Here is a 15830-nt window from a genome sequence, read left to right on the forward strand (position 1 = left end):
TTGACGCGGGGTGGAGCAGCCCGGTAGCTCGTCAGGCTCATAACCTGAAGGCCGCAGGTTCAAATCCTGCCCCCGCATCCAAAACCTAAGCCGTTGATCCCCAAAAGGGATCAACGGCTTTTGTCGTTCCAGGTCCCACCTACCACAGACCCCGCAGGTAACATATAGGTAACAGCAGAGAGTGAAAATGGGCGTAGGTGGATCAAGTTTGAACCCGGATTCATCACGGGAATTTTTTTGCCTGAGAAGCCGGTCGTATTTGGGCTCGGGAGCCGGGTTGGGGATATGATTTTCCGGGTCAGGGCTTCGTGCAGAACCGGGGCGAAATCCAGCCTCGACATAATCCCGCCAAAAGCAACCAAAGGATGAAGATCTTTATAGGAGTGGGCGTGCCTCCTCATTCCCTTCGATCGGGCCCTTCGATCAGGCGGCAGGTTTTCGGTCTCCGGAAGGAGAGGAGGTCACGGGGGAGCCAGGGCGCGCCAGGCGGTGAAGAAGATGTGCTGGACAGGGCAGGCGTCGGGCATGGAAATCCGGATCCGCCGTAGCGAGGTGATCACCCGGGCACCGATCTTCAGCAGCTTCTGCCGGATGGTATGGGGGGCGGCCTTGGCCAGGTCGGTGGCTTGCAGCGCCATCAGCCGCAATTGCGTCATCAGCACATAGGCGAACCCGGCCAGGATCAGCCGGGTCTGGTTGGTCTTGAACGCATGGGCTGACGCCCGGTATCCGAAAAGATCGAGCTGGCAGTCCTTGATCCGGTTCTCCATATCGCCGCGCGGGCAGTACAGCGCCGCGTAGATCGTCCGGGCCAGCAGGTCGCGCTGGGGCTTATCCCCTTGGCTTTCCGCCCTGTCGCGGGCTTGGGCCATGGCCTCGATGACAGAAGGCGCGTTCCAGTCCAGGGAGGTGACCAGAAACCGGCAACGCTGTTCGGTCTGCGACCGGTGCAGCACCTTGGCGATCACGTGGCGGGGCCGGGTCCAGCTATCTGAGCGGGTCTGGTGATGGAAACCTCCGAACACTTCCGCCGTTTCCCCCGTGGCCAGAAATTCCATCGCCGCGCGTGAGCGGATCTTGCGGGCCTTATGCAGGAGATAGTCGTTGCGCGGCAGGCCGAAAATATAATCGACGCCGTTGGCCTCGCACCAGTTCATCAGGTTCGCGCGCGCGAACCCGGAATCCCCGCGCACCAGGATGCCGACCTTGGGCCAGTGGCGGCGGATGTTGCCCACCACCCGCTTGATCGCTGCCTTGGCCCCCTCGGCACCATCCACATTGCCGGGGCGCAGCTTGGAGAGCAGCAAATGCGGGCCACAGTAAATATAAAGCGGCAGAAAGCAGCGATGCTCATAATAACCGTGGAAGAAGCCGCCCCGCTGATGGCCATGCGTTTCGATATCCGTCGCGTCGATGTCCAGGATGATCCGCTCCGGCGCAGTCGCGTAACTGCCGGTGAACAGCTCGACATACAGGTCCTGCAGACGCGACGGCTGAGCGGTGAACTTGTGATAACGCCGGTCGGCCTCCTCGAAACTCCGCTCCAGCCGTCCCAGCGTCGAACTCCCGGCCAGCGCCGGCAGCGGCGCGCCACCCGGCACAAGCGGCCTGGCCGCTGCCGTCACCTTCAACAGCGGATCATTGCGCACCCGGTCGTGATCGTTGAGGTCTTCGTACCCCAGCGCCATGGCGATGACCCGCTGAGCCAGCAGATCGGCCAGCGGATGCGTCACCTGCTTACGGTTGCGCCGGTCGTCAAAGCACGCGGCCATCCGCCCGAACAAATCCAGCCGCCCGGCCACCTCGCGCAGCAGCAGACCGCCCGCATCCGAGGTGATTTCTCCCCCGTCGAACGCCCCCATGACCACCCGACGACCATGATCCGAAAACCGCATCCCGAAAAACACCCTGTAAATTCGCAACCGCTCTAAAATAATCGTAATTACTTGTTATCAAACATAAATCCAAAAAAATGCCGGTAGACGGTGACGAATCCGGGTTGAAGCGGGGCTGGAAACACCAAGCATTCAGATGCCAATATGCGAAGCTGTCGAAGTCAGCGTCCCCTGACTGTGCGCGTCGCCACTGCAGACAGCGTTACGATTCAACATCCTGCCCGCCGACAGCATCTTGATGAATGGGGCGTATGAAGCCGATGACACGCAGTGCTGCTCTTGCCGGCCTCGCCAGCTGTTTCCCGCGCGGAGGCGCCATCACCAGGACTGCCCGTGCCGTGATGCCCCGTCCCGTCTCCGACCATTTCGATGGCAGGCGCTTCTTCAACCCGCATGTCGTGGGGCAGGAGAAGGGACTCGGAGACCTCTGGCGCTGGATGACGGAGCGCAAGCCGACGCCTTGGCCGAGATGGCTGGAGAACCAGCCCTGGCCCAAGCCGGAACCGGTGGCAGCCGACGCCATCTCCGTCACCTTCGTCGGCCATGCCTGCTTCCTGGTCGGCATCGGCGGATGCTGGTTCATCACCGACCCGGTCTATGGTGACAGAGCCAGCCCCTTCTCTTTCGCCGGGCCAAAGCGGGTGCGCGCGCCGGGCCTGGCTTTCGACGACCTGCCCAGGTTGGATGGCATCCTGGTCAGCCATAACCATTACGACCATCTGGACCGTGCGACCCTGCGGGAACTGGATCGCCGCTTCCAGGCGCCCGTCGTCACCAGTCTGGGCAATGGCGGACTGATCGGCAATTCCGGCCCGCGGACGGTGACCGAGTTGGACTGGTGGCAATCCCACAATGTCAGCGGGGTGGAGATCACCTATGTGCCCGCCCAGCATTTCGCTGCGCGCAGCCTGTTCGACCGCAATGCCACCCTGTGGGGCGGCTTTGTGCTGCGTGGCCAGGGCCGCGGCCTCTATTTCTGTGGCGACAGCGGCTATTGTCCGCATTTCAAGGAGATCGGGGAACGGTTCCCCGGCATCGACCTGTCGCTGCTGCCCATCGGCGCCTATGAACCGCGCTGGTTCATGCGCACCATGCACATGAACCCCGAAGAGGCGGTGCAGGCGCATCTGGACCTGGGCAGCCACCGCAGCATCGGCATGCATTACGGCACCTTCGCCGGCCTGACGGATGAGGGGATCGATGATCCCATCACCGCCCTGGCCGCCGCCCGCGCAGTGCACGGGTTGGGAGAGGGGGATTTCGGCACGCTGGATGTCGGGCGGACGCTGGTGCTGTAAGTTTCCTCAATCAGCGGAGTGGTCAGGCGGCCGCACGCTCCATGACGGGGCGGCGGCGCAACGGGGTTTGCGCGGTCGACGGTGGCGAATATGCCGCTCCCTCCAGTGGCGCCCCATCCACGCCCGCCGGCACGATCTCAGCCTTCGGGGGCAATCGCAACCTTCAGGCCGGCCAATGCTTCACTGAATGTAACTTGGCAGGAAAGACGTGATGTATCCCGGCGCTCTCGGCATCCATCGAGCAAGTCGTTCTCGTCCGCGCTCATCGGTGGCAACCGTTTGAGAAACGCGGGATCGACATGGATATGGCAGGTGGCGCAGGAACAGCATCCACCACAGAGGGCAAGCAGTTCGTCGAAACCGCCATCCCGGAGAAGCTCCATGACGGTTAGTCCGGCCGCTCCTTCGAGTTCCGCTTCTACCCCGTCCCGGGTGACCACAACTAGTTTCGGCATGCATCTCCATCCTTGATCGCCCGAACAATCGGAAGCGCTCGTTTGGCGTTACGACAAGCACAGCAAAATGTCTTCACATCGCCTTTGGGGTATCGTTGCTTCGCGATGAATTCGGATTCCCGACGGCGACCGGGATCCGGGAATTGGTGTCTCTCGCGGTCACACGGCGAGAGCGCCACCATCCACGCTGATCGCTGCACCGTGAATAAACGAAGAAGCATCTGAAAGGAGCCATAGCGCGGCTTCCGCAACCTCCTCAGGCCTGCCGAGACGCCCCATGGGGTGCTGGGCGCGATAGGCATCGAACATCGCGACGACGGTCGGGTCATTCGCCAGCCGCTTGACCATCGGCGTCTCAATGATGCCTGGTAGAATTGCGTTCACGCGCAGGCCGAGCTTTCCGTAGTCAACGGCCGCCGCTCGGGTAAGGCCAACAACGCCAGCCTTGGCGGCGATATATTCGGCGGCGTTGGGGATGGCGACCTGCCCCAGTCCTGATGCTGTGTTCACGATCGCGCCGCCGCCAGCCTTCAACATGACCGGAATCTGGTGCTTCATGCAAAGGAACACCCCGGTCAGGTCGACACCAACGACCTTGTTCCATTGCTCCAGGGAGATTTCGTGGAGAGGTAGATGGGCCTGTTCGAGGCCGGCATTGTTGAAGGCGCCATCAAGACGGCCAAAGTGGTTGAGCGTGCGGGAGACAAGCGTCTCGACATCGGTTTCGGCTGTGACATTGGTTCGAACGAAAATGGCCTCCCCGCCCGCGGCGATCACCAGCGCCGCCGTTTCCTCACTCGTCTCGACCGCCATGTCCGCGAGGACAACCCGCGCGCCTGCGCGCGCGAAGCGCAGTGCGGATTCCCGCCCAATACCACCGCCAGCACCCGTGACGATGATGACTTTACCGGCTAGTTCCTCAGACATGACAGTTCCTCCTGGGCGTAGCGTTTCGCGTTTTGTGATCGAAGGGAATAGGAGCAGCGGTTTCATACAGGATGGTCGATAAGGAGCGCGCAGCCAACCGGACCATTTCAGGCATGATGGACATTGGCGCGCTTCATCCCCCAATCCTGAACTATCATCCGTTCATATGGAGAACGCGATCTCGGGGCCCGCCTCGACACGGAGTGTCCGGGACCGACTGGCCCGTCAGGTGCGTACAAATGACATGCCGGCGTGTCCGCTGAGCGGTCGATGGTGTGACGCTATCAGGGGACGATCACGCTTCCATATCAGCAATAATGATAAACAGCTTTGCGAAAGATGCGCCAACCGCAGTTCACGGCTTCGCTGAAGGCCTGTTTCCCACTTTATGCGGTCGCCTTGCAAAGACGCATCCCGCTGCCGCCGGCTTGGAGGCAATTGTTGCGAATCCAGGAAGGGTGTTTGTCGGATTAAACGCAGAGCCGCGCACATCATCGGATGTAGCTTCTATTGAAGGACGAGCTTCACTGGAGCATGCAGTCGCCCCGATGGCCCTGCCTGGCTTTGTGTGCAAGCTCCCAAGTCGCACCACTCCTAGAAAAGGCGAGTGGGCACATAACTGGTCGTCACCCGGGGAGGGAATATTTGATGCATAGCAAATTCCTGTCATCGTCTGCCATCCTGACTGTATCTGTACTCGGCATCGCCGCGGCCAGTGCGCAGGAGGCACGTCCAGCGTCTCAAGGCGCTACAACAGGACAAGCCGTATCCGGTCAAGCCAAGGAGCAAGCCGCCGAACTTGAGGAGATCGTCCTTGAGGATATCATCGTAACGGCGCAGCGGCAGATGTCGAGCGTCCAGCGGACGCCGCTGGCGATCACGGCCGTCGGGGGCGACGCGCTCAAGGATCGCGGCATCGTCGATATCGATGCGCTGACACGTTCCATGCCGAACGTGAACTTTTCCCGTGTCGGCAGCGACGCGCGAATCTTCATTCGCGGCATCGGACTCGTGGGTAACAGTGCCGCTGGCTTTGATGGCCGTGTTGCGGTCTATACCGATGATGTCGTCAATGCGCGGACGCAGGCCGCTCTTGGGTCGCTATTCGATCTCAACCGCATCGAGGTGCTGCGGGGGCCGCAGGGCACTCTGTATGGTCGCAATGCGACCGCGGGTGCCATCAACATCATCTCCAACGACCCGACCAAGACGTTCGAGGGATACGCTGCACTCACCGCCGGCACCTACAACCTGATCCGCACCGAAGGAGCGGTCAGCGGGCCGCTTTCCGACACGGTTTCGGCACGACTAGCCTTCCAGACCAATGATCGCGATGGCTTCGGCCGGAACGTCACTACAGGCAATCCGGTCGACAGCGAGCGCAGCAGGGCAGTGCGCGCCAAAGTGCGCTTCGATCCGGCGGAGAAGTTCCAATTCACTCTGACCGGCGAGTATCGTTGGGAGAAGGATAATGCGGGTGGCTACGCCTTTGTCCGCCCGAACCCTTTCCGGGCGGACGTCAACGTCGCCAAGGGCTTCGTACATCCTTCCGATCCGCGTGACCGCGCCGGTCTGGACCAGCAATTCTACATGGAGAATTATGGCCAGACGGCAAATGCCGTCCTGGAACTTGCCGACAATATCGATCTCACCTCGGTCACCGGTTTCCGCCATCTCGACCAGGCGAGCATCAGTTCCACCGACAACTCGAATTCGATGGGCACGGCGGTCGATCTTGCCACCGGGGCGGATCAATGGTCGGAGGAATTGCGGCTGTCCTTGACGAACGACCTGTTCGACCTGGTCGTGGGCGGGTTCTATTTCCATGAAAAGAACAGCTTCGTTCTGGATGCCGCCGTTTCCCCGCTCTATTTCGGAGGTGGCCAGTTTCCGCTGTATGTGGGCTTCCGTTCAGGGGGCAAGCAGAAGACGGACGCCTACGCGGCCTTCGCCCAGGGCACCCTTCATATCTCGGACCAACTCGGCATCGATATTGGGGCACGCTACAGCTATGAGAAACGCCGGATCGACCAGTTCAATCTGACCGATTTCGTGCATGTCTTCTCACGTGACCCGGCGCCGGTCACCGGCTGTCCTGCGCCCGCCGTAGCCGGCTTCGTTCCCGGCGTGACCCTTTGCAACCGTACCAGCGCGAATAGCGCGTCCTGGTCCTCTTTCGATCCGAAGCTTGCCATCCACTATCAGTTCAGTGACAGGGTGATGGCATATGCATCCTATTCGCGCGGCTTCAAGAGCGGTGGATTCGATTTCGGCCAGTTGCGGCCGGCATTCAATCCGGAGAAGCTGACTGACTACGAAGCCGGCCTGAAGGCCGATCTTCTCGACCGCCGGCTCCGTCTCAACCTTGCCGGCTTTTATTATGACTACACCAACCTTCAGTTCAACGTCGTCCGGTTCGTTCCGACGCCCGGCAATATCACGCTCAATGCGGCAAAAGCCAAACTGTATGGTACAGAAGCCGAGATCACCATGCTCCCGGTCGATGATCTGAAACTCGCCTTCAACTTGGCTTGGTTGCACAACGAGTATCGTGAACTGACCGACTCGCACCCGATAACGGGGCAGGTGCTGGACCTCGCCGGGAACCAGCTGATTTCTGCACCGACCTACAAGCTGGTCAGCGAGATCGGCTACACTTTCCATCCGGGATTTGCGGACGTGACGCCGCGGGCGGAACTGAGCTGGACTAGCAAGCAGCAATTCTCCCACTTCAACCTGGACTACATGTCACAGCCGGCCTTCTGGGAGTTGAACCTCTATCTCGATGTCGTCAGCCATGACGACTGGAAGATCAGCGCCTATGGCCGGAACGTGACGAATAAGCTTTACTATGTCGCCAACAGCATGGCGTCGGCCGTATATGGCTCGTTCATTGTCGGTCAGCCCGCGGCACCGGCGACATATGGCGTCTCCTTCACGAAGTATTTCTGATGTTCAATCCGTTCTGCGTCTGAGCGAAAGCGACGACCCCGCCCAGGCGCAGAACGGCAAACAGCGAAACACCCCGGCGCGACGACAGGCAAGACATCGCAATGGACCTGAATAAGCCATATGGAGGCACGGCATGGCCGAATTTGTAGACACGGAAGTCGATTCGATTTTCGTGGGACTTCCCTCAGTCGGCGCACCACGATACCGGAATGGTTCGCATGCATGCCAGGGCATCTATCGCAAGCCTTTCCGTGCCAGGCCCGAAATCGCCTTCATCGCGGCCCATTATTGCACGGACTACAGCGAGCATTATCTTGGCCGGTCATTGGCGCGTCGCGGCTATGGATTTCTTGGCTGGAACACGCGGTTCCGGGGCGCGGAAGACCAGTTTCAGCTTGAGACGGCGCTGGTCGATATCGCACAGGGTGTGCGGTGGCTCCGGGAGACCGCGGGGGCCAAAATGATCGTGCTGCTCGGGAATTCCGGCGGATGTTCGTTGATGGCCGCCTATCAGGCCACTGCACAGAACAAGGCGGCCCTTTTCGAGGATGCGAAGGGGGAACTGGGGGTGGCCTTGAGGGATCTGCCCCAAGGCGATTTCTACATTGCCCTCAACGGGCATTCAGGCCGCCCGGAGGTCATGACGAACTGGATGGACGGTTCCGTGATCGATGAGCGGGACCCGCTCGCGACCGATGAGACGCTCAATCCGTTCAATCCGGAAAACGGCCCTCCCTTTTCCGAGGAATTCATCGGTCGGTACCGCGCCGCCCAGCGGGCACGCAATCACAGGATCACGGCTTTCGCCAAGGCGGAGCTGGCCAGGCTGAATGCAGCCGGGATTGCCGACGGGCTGTTCCTGTTGCATCGTGGCATGGCCGATCTGCGGTTCCTGGACGGATCGATCGATCCATCGGACCGGCCCATCCCGCGCTGCGCGATGGGGGATCCTGCGGTGGCCAACCGGTTGCCGCCCCCGCTGGGCCGTGTCTGCTCGTTCAAGACCTGGCTCTCCATGTGGAGCCTGGAGACATCCAAATGTCACAGCGAGCTTCACCTGCCCCAGATCGTGCTGCCCTCCCTCGTCATCCAGGGCACAAGCGACGTTTCCGTGTTTCTGAGCGACACGAAGAAGATATTCGATCTCCTTGGATCGTCTGACAAGACCTTGGAAATCCGGCCGGGCGGGCACTATTTCGATGATGCCCCCCACTATATCGAGGAAGTGGCGCAGTCCATCAGCAGCTGGCTCACGCCCAGGGCTGACTGACCAATGTTCTGAAACCGGAGGCTACTGAATGCTGATGAGGGCCTATCATCGCTGGTTCGGGGGCGTTGCCGCCATATTCATGATCATCGTGGGGATCACCGGGGTCGCTCTGCAGTTGGACCTGTGGGCGACAGGTGATCCCGTTCCCGGATCGGAGCATGGCCGGCCGGTCGAGCCGGTGGTGGCGCCGGACCGGCCCACCTTGGAAAGGTTCGTCGGTGAGGCATTCGAGAAGGCGCGCGCGACCACGCCAGAATTCGACATCAGGCAGGTGCAGGCCAGCTTCACCCCTGGCGGCGTCATGGTGCTGGTTGGCGGGCCCGATCCCTATGGGGAGAAGATCGAATACAACCCGCAGACGGGCAATGTGCGCAAGGTGGCGGCGCGGCAGGTCGGCCGGCGCATCTTTCTGCAGGATATCCATGCCGGCTATATGGCCGGCCAGTTCGGGCGTGTCCTGAGCCTGGTCGCCGGCATCGTGCTGATCGTGCTGGGGGTGACCGGCCTCTACATCTATTGGGACCTGTACAGCCGCCGCCGTAAAGCCGGGCGGAAGGCGTTCTTTTGGAAGAAATGACGGCGGCGGCCCGCCGGAAGCGGGCGGCTGGCGCAACCATCCTCAAAGGAGACGAATGATGTCTATCACGCACAGGCGTGTGGTCACGGCACACAAGGACGGGCGCGCCGTCGTCGCGAGCGATGTCGAGCTTCCCATGGAGAGTGTACCCGGGGTGAAGGGCTTCAATGTCTGCGACATCTGGGCGGCGCATGACGTGCAATATCCGGATGACGGCCAGCGGGTGGACGTCCGCTGGTTCTTTCCACCCGTCGGCGGCTTCCGCTGCACGCATCTTGTTGTTGATGCCCATACGGTGGCCAATCATGAGGTGGTGGAGCCGGTCGCGGGCGAAAAGCCCAGTGCCGTGGGCCACATGACCGATAAGCCCGGTATGCATCGTTCCGCTACTGCCGATATCGGCTTCATCGTCAAGGGCAGCATCATTCTGGAACTGGACGATGAGCGGACGATCATTCTGAAGGCAGGGGACAGTTTCATCCAGGGAGGCACGATGCATGCCTGGAGCAACCCCTTTGACGAACCGTGCCACATATTCGCGGTCAGCATCGGCGTCAAGCACGCGCTTGCGGGCCAGTAGGGCTCATCGAGGGAAGTCAGTTCCTACCAGCCTGCGACGGGGATGTCCGTCGCAGGCTGTTTGCGTGCCTGCCGGGTATTTAGGGTTTGTCGGGTAAGCCCATCAGGAATGCAGTGAGGTGTCCGACATCCGATGGTGAAATGACATCGGGAACCATACGCGGCATGGCGGGTGTCTTCGGGTTGCGGATCCATTCCGCAATCTGGCTGCTGTCCGCCCGCCCCGATATGCCGGCGAGCCTGGGGGCGGAGGCCCCTTCGCCGGTCGGACCATGGCATCCGGCGCAGGCTGACGCGAACAGTGCCTTGCCCTTCTCGGCATTCGGGGGTTCTGGTGCGGACGCGGCCTTGGCCGCCGCTGGGGATGCGGCCGGACTTGCGCCGATGGAATAGACGACCAGGGTGGGAATGCCGGAGGCGCCATAGGTCGAGCGCGACACGTTTCCGGAAGTGAGCGCCACATATTGCTTCTGGGCGACTTCATAGGTGACGATCCCGCCGGCCAGCGCCCCACCCGTGGCGATCTTGCGGAGAATTTCGCCATTGGAACTGCGCAGCGTATAGAAGTTGCCGCCGAGATCGCCCGCGAATGTCACGCCGCCAGCTGTCGGCGTGATGGCTGCGACGACGGGCGATCCGGTCTTGAACTGCCAGCTGATACGGCCGCTTTCGGAATCGAGAGCGGTGATGGTGCCGTCCGGCTTGTCGCCATACATCATCATGCGACCGCCGTAATAATTCTGGCCTTGGACATAGGGCTGCGGTTCAAGCGTGATCCGGTGACACCAATCGACCGCGCCGACGATCAGCGTGCGGTTCAGGCGATCGAAGGCGGCGCCGTTCCATTGGATCCCGCCCAGGACGCCGGGGCAGATATTGATCCCCTCGGGCGTCGCGGACTTGAACAGGTTCAGCAGCCGCACCACCGGCTGCTTGAAGACCAGCTTGTGTGTCTTGCGATCGATAACATAGACGTGGCCATCCTTGGTGCCGAGCGCCACGAGCTTGCGGCCATCCCTGGCCTCGAACAGCACAGGTGGTGAGGTCACGCCATAATCATGATCGTCGGCGGGACGTGTCTGATAATACCATTTCAGCCGGCCCGTCCTGGCATCCAGCACGACGACCGAATTCGTATAGAGGTTGGTGTGCTGCTTGCTGTCGGCACGGGGGCCCTTGTCCAGGTCCGGTGCAGGATTGGCGACCGGGACGAACAATTCCCCGGTATAGGGGTCAAGGGCGTAGGATGTCCATGTCCCGCCGCCGCCCTGTTCATAGGAGCGCCCCTTCCAGGTCTCGGTGCCGGGTTCTCCTTCCTGCGGGACGAGGTTGAACTGCCAGCGCTTTTCGCCGGTATCGGCATCGAAGGCGAACATGCGCCCGCGGATGCCGCCCTCGCTGTTGGCGATACCGATGAAAAGCAGGCCGTCCCAGACGATCGGCGCCGAGGTCAGCAGTTCGCCCTTGGCCCAGTCGACGGCCGGTGTTCGCCAGACCTGCTGACCGGTGAGCGCATCATAGGCGATCAAGCTGCCGTCCGGCAGGCCACGAAACAGCTTCTCGTTCCAATAGGCCACGCCGCGATTGACTGGCAACCCTTCCTTGCCGATGGGCCGGTAGGTGCTTTTCCAGATGATTGCGCAGGTCGTGGGGTTGATGGCCATCGTCGTGCGGCCGATGGTGATGTATATCATGCCGTTGGCCAGGACCGGGCCGGGGTAGAACGACCCCAGCTCGCCGACCTGCACACGGCAGACCTCTTGGATATCCCCGGCGTTCCCGGTATTGATGGCGGACAGGTCCGAAAAGCGCTGTCCGGTCAGGCTGCCATTATAGAGCGGCCAGGGCGTGATTTCAGGATAGGTGGGAGCCTCCGGCACCGCGCCGTGACCGATTTCCTGCGCGTTCAGCGGCGTGCAGATCAGCGGCAATGCACCCGCAAGCCCTCCGAGGATCATGGCCGAGCCACGCCAGGCCCGTTTCCACGCCTGCATTCCCATCAATTCCTCCCCTTGCTCATTGGCGCGACCTTGCGGCACGGCAGAAGATCTGCATCGCTGCACCGAAATCTCCGGCTTCCTTGTCGCTGACGGGATTGTCCGCCTGTGCCGGGTACATGGCCGGTCGCACGACGCTACCAGGGGATGGTCATTCCGCCATGTGGGCAATATTGGAAAGGAGCTTTGCCGGGAAAGCACCGGACGCGGTTCCATTGTTGCTAATCCGGCCAGGGTGTTTGTCGGATTAAATGCAAGGCGGGACATAGTATCGGATGTAGCTTTCCTGGGGTGCGTCCCGGTGCCGCTCTCGCCTTGTTCGCCACCGTGCCGCCGGATGCCGGGTGTCCATCCGGCAGGCCTGCGTGACCCGTCGCAGGCATTGACGACAGATCACGGTCCATTCAGCCGGCCAGGAGCCTCATGGCGTTGGCCGTTGTGGGGAATATCATGTCCTTGAAAAGTGAGACCGGCGTGCCAGGCCACGGTGCTCATGCGCCGGCCTCCCAAGAGGCGGCAGGTGGCGACGGCCTGCCCATGCCGCGCCGGCTGCTGGCCATTATCGCCGGATCGTTGGGGACGGCACTGGTCGTGATCGACGGGTCGATCGCCAATGTCGCCCTGCCAACGATTGCCGGCGATCTGGGCGTGCCCGGATCATCGGCGGTGCTGATCGTGACGGTCTATCAGCTCGTGCTCGTGATGACGATGCTGCCCTTTGCGGCATTGGCGGACCGGTTGGGACATCGCACGCTCTACCGGTATGGGCTGATGCTTTTCACCGCCGCCACGATCCTGTGCTTCTTCGCGCACAGCTTGCCGTTCCTGCTGGTGGCGCGTGCCGCGCAGGCGTTGGGTGCCGCCGCCGTGTTCAGTGTAACGGCCGTGCTGTTGCGCTCGATCTATCCGGCCAGCCAGTTGGGCCGGGGGCTCGGAATCCATGCAGTGATCTCGTCGAGTGCCTCCGCATTCGCCCCCACGCTCGGCGGGCTGATCCTCGGGGTCGCCTCTTGGCCTTGGATTTTCGCAGCCGCTGTCCCCTTTGCGTTGGCCTCGCTGTTGCTCGGGCGGTTCCTGCCGGACCCCGAACCCCGTGAGTTCCCCTATGATTTCCTCGGCGCCTTGCTTTGCGCCTGCACCTTGGGCCTGACCATCAGCGGCATTGAAAGCAGTGTCCATGGCAGCTCCCTCGTCATCTCGGCCGCGATGGTCCTGGCCGGAATACTGATTGGCCGCATATTCGTGAAGCGGGAACTGGCGGCGTCGGAGCCGATGCTGCCGATCGACCTGCTGGCCGTTCCTGCCCTCGGCCTGGCCGCTCTCGGCGGGATGCTCTGCTTCGTTTCCGCAACGACCCTTATCGTCACGATCCCGTTCCGCCTCCAGCTCGAATATGATCTCTCGCCGGGCGAGGTCGGGGCGGTTTTCGCCGTCTGGCCATTGACCACATTGCTGATCGCTCCCTTGGGGGGCGCGCTGTCAGACCGGATTTCCGTGGCGGTCCTGTGCACTTGCGGCAGTTTCGTCGCGGCGGTCGGCATGCTGTTCTTCGCCTTCCTGCCTCCCGATGCGACACGGTTCGACATGGCCTGGCGGCTGGTGCTGTGTGGTGCTGGCTTCGGGCTTTTCGCGGCACCCAATGCCAGATTCATCATCGGGGCCACACCGGTCAGCCGAACGGCAGCCGTCGGCGGGCTGATCGCCACCGACCGGCTGCTCGGCCAGACGATAGGGGCGAGCACGGGTGCGGCGCTGCTGGCCATGGGATTTGCCACAGGACGTCTGCCGGGCCTTGTCGCTGCCATTCTCATGGGATTGACGATGCTGACGGCCGTAAGCGCCGCTTGCGCTGACAAGCATGGGGCGGCCCGTATTCCGAACCGCCGTTCAATCGATAAGCGTTGAGCTTCGCCGCGCCCATTCAAGGCCGAACTCGTCGATCAATCCCAGGCAGGGGCAATGGATATGGCCGAACAGCAGAAGATTGTCATCGCCGGCGCCGGGCAGGCTGCCGCCCAATTGGCCCAGTCCCTGCGCCAGGGCGGCTTTGCCGGATCGATCACCATGATCGGGGACGAACCCTTTCCACCCTACGAGCGCCCGCCCCTGTCCAAGGACTACCTCTCCGGCAAGCGAGACCTCGCCCGCCTGTTCCTGCGCAAGCCGGAATTCTGGGCGGAGAAGGGGGTCGGCCTGTCCCTTAGCCGGCGCGTGATTTCCGTCGATCGGCGGGTGCGGGCTGTGGTGCTGGATGACGGCACCCGCTTGTCCTATGATTACCTGGTGTGGGCAGCCGGGGGCCGTCCACGGCGCCTCGCCTGTGCCGGCGCGGAAATGGAAGGCGTCCATCATATCCGTTCCATCGCCGACATCGACCGGATGAAGGCTGACCTGTCGGTTCCCGACCGTTCGATCGTCATCATTGGCGGTGGCTATATCGGGCTGGAAAGCGCCGCCGTGCTGCGTGGTTTCGGCCATCATGTCACGGTGCTGGAGATGCAGGAACGACTGCTGGCCCGCGTGACCTCCCCGGTCGTGTCCCGGTTCTTCCTGGATCTGCACAGCAGCCATGGTGTGGACATGCGCCTGTCCACCGGCGTCGCGGCGCTGATTGGCTTCGGCGGCCGCGTCAACGGTGTGCAGCTTTCCACAGGGGAGATACTGGCGGCCGACCTTGTGGTGGTTGGCATCGGCATCAAGGCGAATGTGGAACCCCTGGCGGAAGCTGGCATTTCCTGTCCCAACGGCGTCGAGGTGGATGAGAACTGCCGTACAGCGGATCCACACATCCTGGCCATCGGGGATTGCGCCCTGCATCCCAACCCCTATGCGCCGGCGCCCATCCGCCTGGAGTCCGTCCAGAACGCCGTTGACCAGGCGAAGACCGCCGCGGAGACGATCCTGGGCACGTCCAACCCATATAGGGCCCTGCCGTGGTTCTGGTCGGACCAGTATGATGTGAAGATGCAAACCGCCGGCCTGTCCATCGGGTGTGACACCCATATCGTCCGTGGCATGCCGGGAAGGCAGCCGTTCAGTGTCGTCTATCTGCGGGACGGGCAGGTTGTCGCCCTGGATTGCCTCAACATGTCCAGGGATTTCGTCCAGGGTCGCGCCTTGGTCGCGCAAGGGGCGAGGATCGCTCCCGCGCTGCTGGCGGAACCGGGCATCGAGTTGAAAAGCCTGATGCCCGTCTGAGCCGGGGACGCATGGCGGAGGTCAGAGCCCGCCAAACTGGAAGCGGCCGACCCTGCGCCTGATCTTCCATTCCGGTCCCACCGGCACGCATGTATCCGTGTATTCCCCCATTGCCCGGAATGTGTCCTGGGTCGGGAGAGAATCGCGGGAGCCGACATCGCGATAGCCGCGGAAATAGAGGAAGTAGGAGGTGACGGTGATCTCCTCGGGGCTGGAGCGCTGTGCCAGGACGTTCGTCATCGCATGGCGGCTGACCAGCCTTGGGTCGCGCGCCTCGATCGCACGGCGGAACGCTGCCCGCCCGCGTATCGCGACATCCGGGTAAGTGGATGGATGGACGAACTCGATATCCTCGGTCACGAGCGTAATGAATTCCTCCGCGCGGTTGGCGTCCAGCAGCATGGCGGCCTCAAGGACTGTGCGTTCGCAAGCCGCCAGCGACGACCGCTCGGCCGCGTCCATTATACGGGAATCCATGTTGCCTGGCGGAACCGGTCGCGTTTCCCGTGCACTGATGCCGGTGGCGGCGAGGGCGGAGACGATCAGGATGGCGGATGGAATTCGAGACCCGTGAGGCATTGATGGCTCCGATCGCAAGGTGAACCTAACCCGGATTATGCACCGGGGTACGTCCTGGCGGTTGGCGGGTGTGGCATAAGTCATTGATTGGGTTTAGGATTCA

Annotated in this window: 12 protein-coding genes and 1 tRNA gene; 8 read left to right on the forward strand and 5 right to left on the reverse strand. The window is 62.1% G+C overall.

Translation table 11 applies throughout. The features are described from left to right. Positions 1-4 precede the first annotated feature (4 nt). Positions 5-81 (forward strand) — tRNA-Met (locus tag AC1Q7F_RS32205). A 380-nt stretch (positions 82-461) separates the two neighbouring features. On the opposite strand, the gene AC1Q7F_RS32210 is transcribed toward AC1Q7F_RS32205, so the two are convergent. After that, a complete protein-coding gene (locus tag AC1Q7F_RS32210) occupies positions 462-1895 on the reverse strand; it encodes an IS1380 family transposase (protein ID WP_492512640.1) in 1434 nt (477 codons plus the stop codon). Positions 1896-2146: 251 nt separating this feature from the next. On the opposite strand from AC1Q7F_RS32210, the gene AC1Q7F_RS32215 reads away from it, so the two are divergent. Further along, a complete protein-coding gene (locus tag AC1Q7F_RS32215) occupies positions 2147-3193 on the forward strand; it encodes an MBL fold metallo-hydrolase (protein WP_492512641.1) in 1047 nt (348 codons plus the stop codon). Positions 3194-3330: 137 nt separating this feature from the next. Here the strand turns inward: AC1Q7F_RS32215 and AC1Q7F_RS32220 are convergent, their stop codons facing one another. Both AC1Q7F_RS32220 and AC1Q7F_RS32225 read right to left on the reverse strand, forming a co-directional pair. Further along, on the reverse strand, positions 3331-3648 hold the full coding sequence (locus AC1Q7F_RS32220; RefSeq protein ID WP_492512642.1) for a 2Fe-2S iron-sulfur cluster-binding family protein: 318 nt from the start codon (positions 3646-3648) through the stop codon (positions 3331-3333). A gap of 159 nt (positions 3649-3807) precedes the next feature. Then, a complete protein-coding gene (locus AC1Q7F_RS32225; protein ID WP_492512643.1) occupies positions 3808-4575 on the reverse strand; it encodes a glucose 1-dehydrogenase in 768 nt (255 codons plus the stop codon). 648 nt (positions 4576-5223) lie between these two features. Between AC1Q7F_RS32225 and AC1Q7F_RS32230 the strand changes: the two genes are divergently transcribed. The 4 genes from AC1Q7F_RS32230 (at position 5224) to AC1Q7F_RS32245 (ending at position 9954) form a co-directional block, all read left to right on the forward strand. Further along, on the forward strand, positions 5224-7527 hold the full coding sequence (locus tag AC1Q7F_RS32230) for a TonB-dependent receptor (protein WP_492512644.1): 2304 nt from the start codon (positions 5224-5226) through the stop codon (positions 7525-7527). Positions 7528-7660: 133 nt separating this feature from the next. Further along, positions 7661-8797 carry an alpha/beta hydrolase family protein gene (locus AC1Q7F_RS32235; protein ID WP_492512645.1) on the forward strand — a complete coding sequence of 379 codons (1137 nt, stop codon included), beginning with the start codon at positions 7661-7663 and terminating at the stop codon, positions 8795-8797. A gap of 28 nt (positions 8798-8825) precedes the next feature. Beyond that, positions 8826-9374, forward strand: coding sequence for a PepSY domain-containing protein (locus AC1Q7F_RS32240; RefSeq protein ID WP_492512646.1), 549 nt, complete (start codon positions 8826-8828; stop codon positions 9372-9374). Positions 9375-9432: 58 nt separating this feature from the next. Next, entirely contained in the window at positions 9433-9954 is a 522-nt protein-coding gene (locus AC1Q7F_RS32245; protein WP_492512647.1) for a cupin domain-containing protein, read from the forward strand. Positions 9955-10033: 79 nt separating this feature from the next. Here AC1Q7F_RS32245 and AC1Q7F_RS32250 read toward each other — a convergent pair whose 3' ends face one another. Beyond that, entirely contained in the window at positions 10034-11953 is a 1920-nt protein-coding gene (locus tag AC1Q7F_RS32250; RefSeq protein WP_492512648.1) for an outer membrane protein assembly factor BamB family protein, read from the reverse strand. A 420-nt stretch (positions 11954-12373) separates the two neighbouring features. Between AC1Q7F_RS32250 and AC1Q7F_RS32255 the strand changes: the two genes are divergently transcribed. Both AC1Q7F_RS32255 and AC1Q7F_RS32260 read left to right on the forward strand, forming a co-directional pair. Next, positions 12374-13855, forward strand: coding sequence for an MFS transporter (locus tag AC1Q7F_RS32255; RefSeq protein ID WP_492512649.1), 1482 nt, complete (start codon positions 12374-12376; stop codon positions 13853-13855). 54 nt (positions 13856-13909) lie between these two features. Then, the gene (locus AC1Q7F_RS32260) at positions 13910-15148 is read left to right on the forward strand and encodes an NAD(P)/FAD-dependent oxidoreductase (protein WP_492512650.1); all 1239 of its coding nucleotides are present in this window, start codon (positions 13910-13912) and stop codon (positions 15146-15148) included. 21 nt (positions 15149-15169) lie between these two features. Here AC1Q7F_RS32260 and AC1Q7F_RS32265 read toward each other — a convergent pair whose 3' ends face one another. After that, complete coding sequence (locus tag AC1Q7F_RS32265; RefSeq protein ID WP_492512651.1) at positions 15170-15610, reverse strand: nuclear transport factor 2 family protein; 441 nt, start codon at positions 15608-15610, stop codon at positions 15170-15172. Positions 15611-15830 lie beyond the last annotated feature (220 nt).

The organism is Niveispirillum sp. GW835-FHT14G11 (assembly GCF_058793615.1).

What these genes read in the sequence shown, in the direction of transcription:
- AC1Q7F_RS32210 (WP_492512640.1), bottom strand. Translation starts at nt 1,895, where the DNA reads ATGCGGTTTTCGGATCATGGTCGTCGGGTGGTCATGGGGGCGTTCGAC.
- AC1Q7F_RS32215 (WP_492512641.1), top strand. Translation starts at nt 2,147, where the DNA reads ATGAAGCCGATGACACGCAGTGCTGCTCTTGCCGGCCTCGCCAGCTGT.
- AC1Q7F_RS32220 (WP_492512642.1), bottom strand. Translation starts at nt 3,648, where the DNA reads ATGCCGAAACTAGTTGTGGTCACCCGGGACGGGGTAGAAGCGGAACTC.
- AC1Q7F_RS32225 (WP_492512643.1), bottom strand. Translation starts at nt 4,575, where the DNA reads ATGTCTGAGGAACTAGCCGGTAAAGTCATCATCGTCACGGGTGCTGGC.
- AC1Q7F_RS32230 (WP_492512644.1), top strand. Translation starts at nt 5,224, where the DNA reads ATGCATAGCAAATTCCTGTCATCGTCTGCCATCCTGACTGTATCTGTA.
- AC1Q7F_RS32235 (WP_492512645.1), top strand. Translation starts at nt 7,661, where the DNA reads ATGGCCGAATTTGTAGACACGGAAGTCGATTCGATTTTCGTGGGACTT.
- AC1Q7F_RS32240 (WP_492512646.1), top strand. Translation starts at nt 8,826, where the DNA reads ATGCTGATGAGGGCCTATCATCGCTGGTTCGGGGGCGTTGCCGCCATA.
- AC1Q7F_RS32245 (WP_492512647.1), top strand. Translation starts at nt 9,433, where the DNA reads ATGTCTATCACGCACAGGCGTGTGGTCACGGCACACAAGGACGGGCGC.
- AC1Q7F_RS32250 (WP_492512648.1), bottom strand. Translation starts at nt 11,953, where the DNA reads ATGGGAATGCAGGCGTGGAAACGGGCCTGGCGTGGCTCGGCCATGATC.
- AC1Q7F_RS32255 (WP_492512649.1), top strand. Translation starts at nt 12,374, where the DNA reads ATGGCGTTGGCCGTTGTGGGGAATATCATGTCCTTGAAAAGTGAGACC.
- AC1Q7F_RS32260 (WP_492512650.1), top strand. Translation starts at nt 13,910, where the DNA reads ATGGATATGGCCGAACAGCAGAAGATTGTCATCGCCGGCGCCGGGCAG.
- AC1Q7F_RS32265 (WP_492512651.1), bottom strand. Translation starts at nt 15,610, where the DNA reads ATGGACGCGGCCGAGCGGTCGTCGCTGGCGGCTTGCGAACGCACAGTC.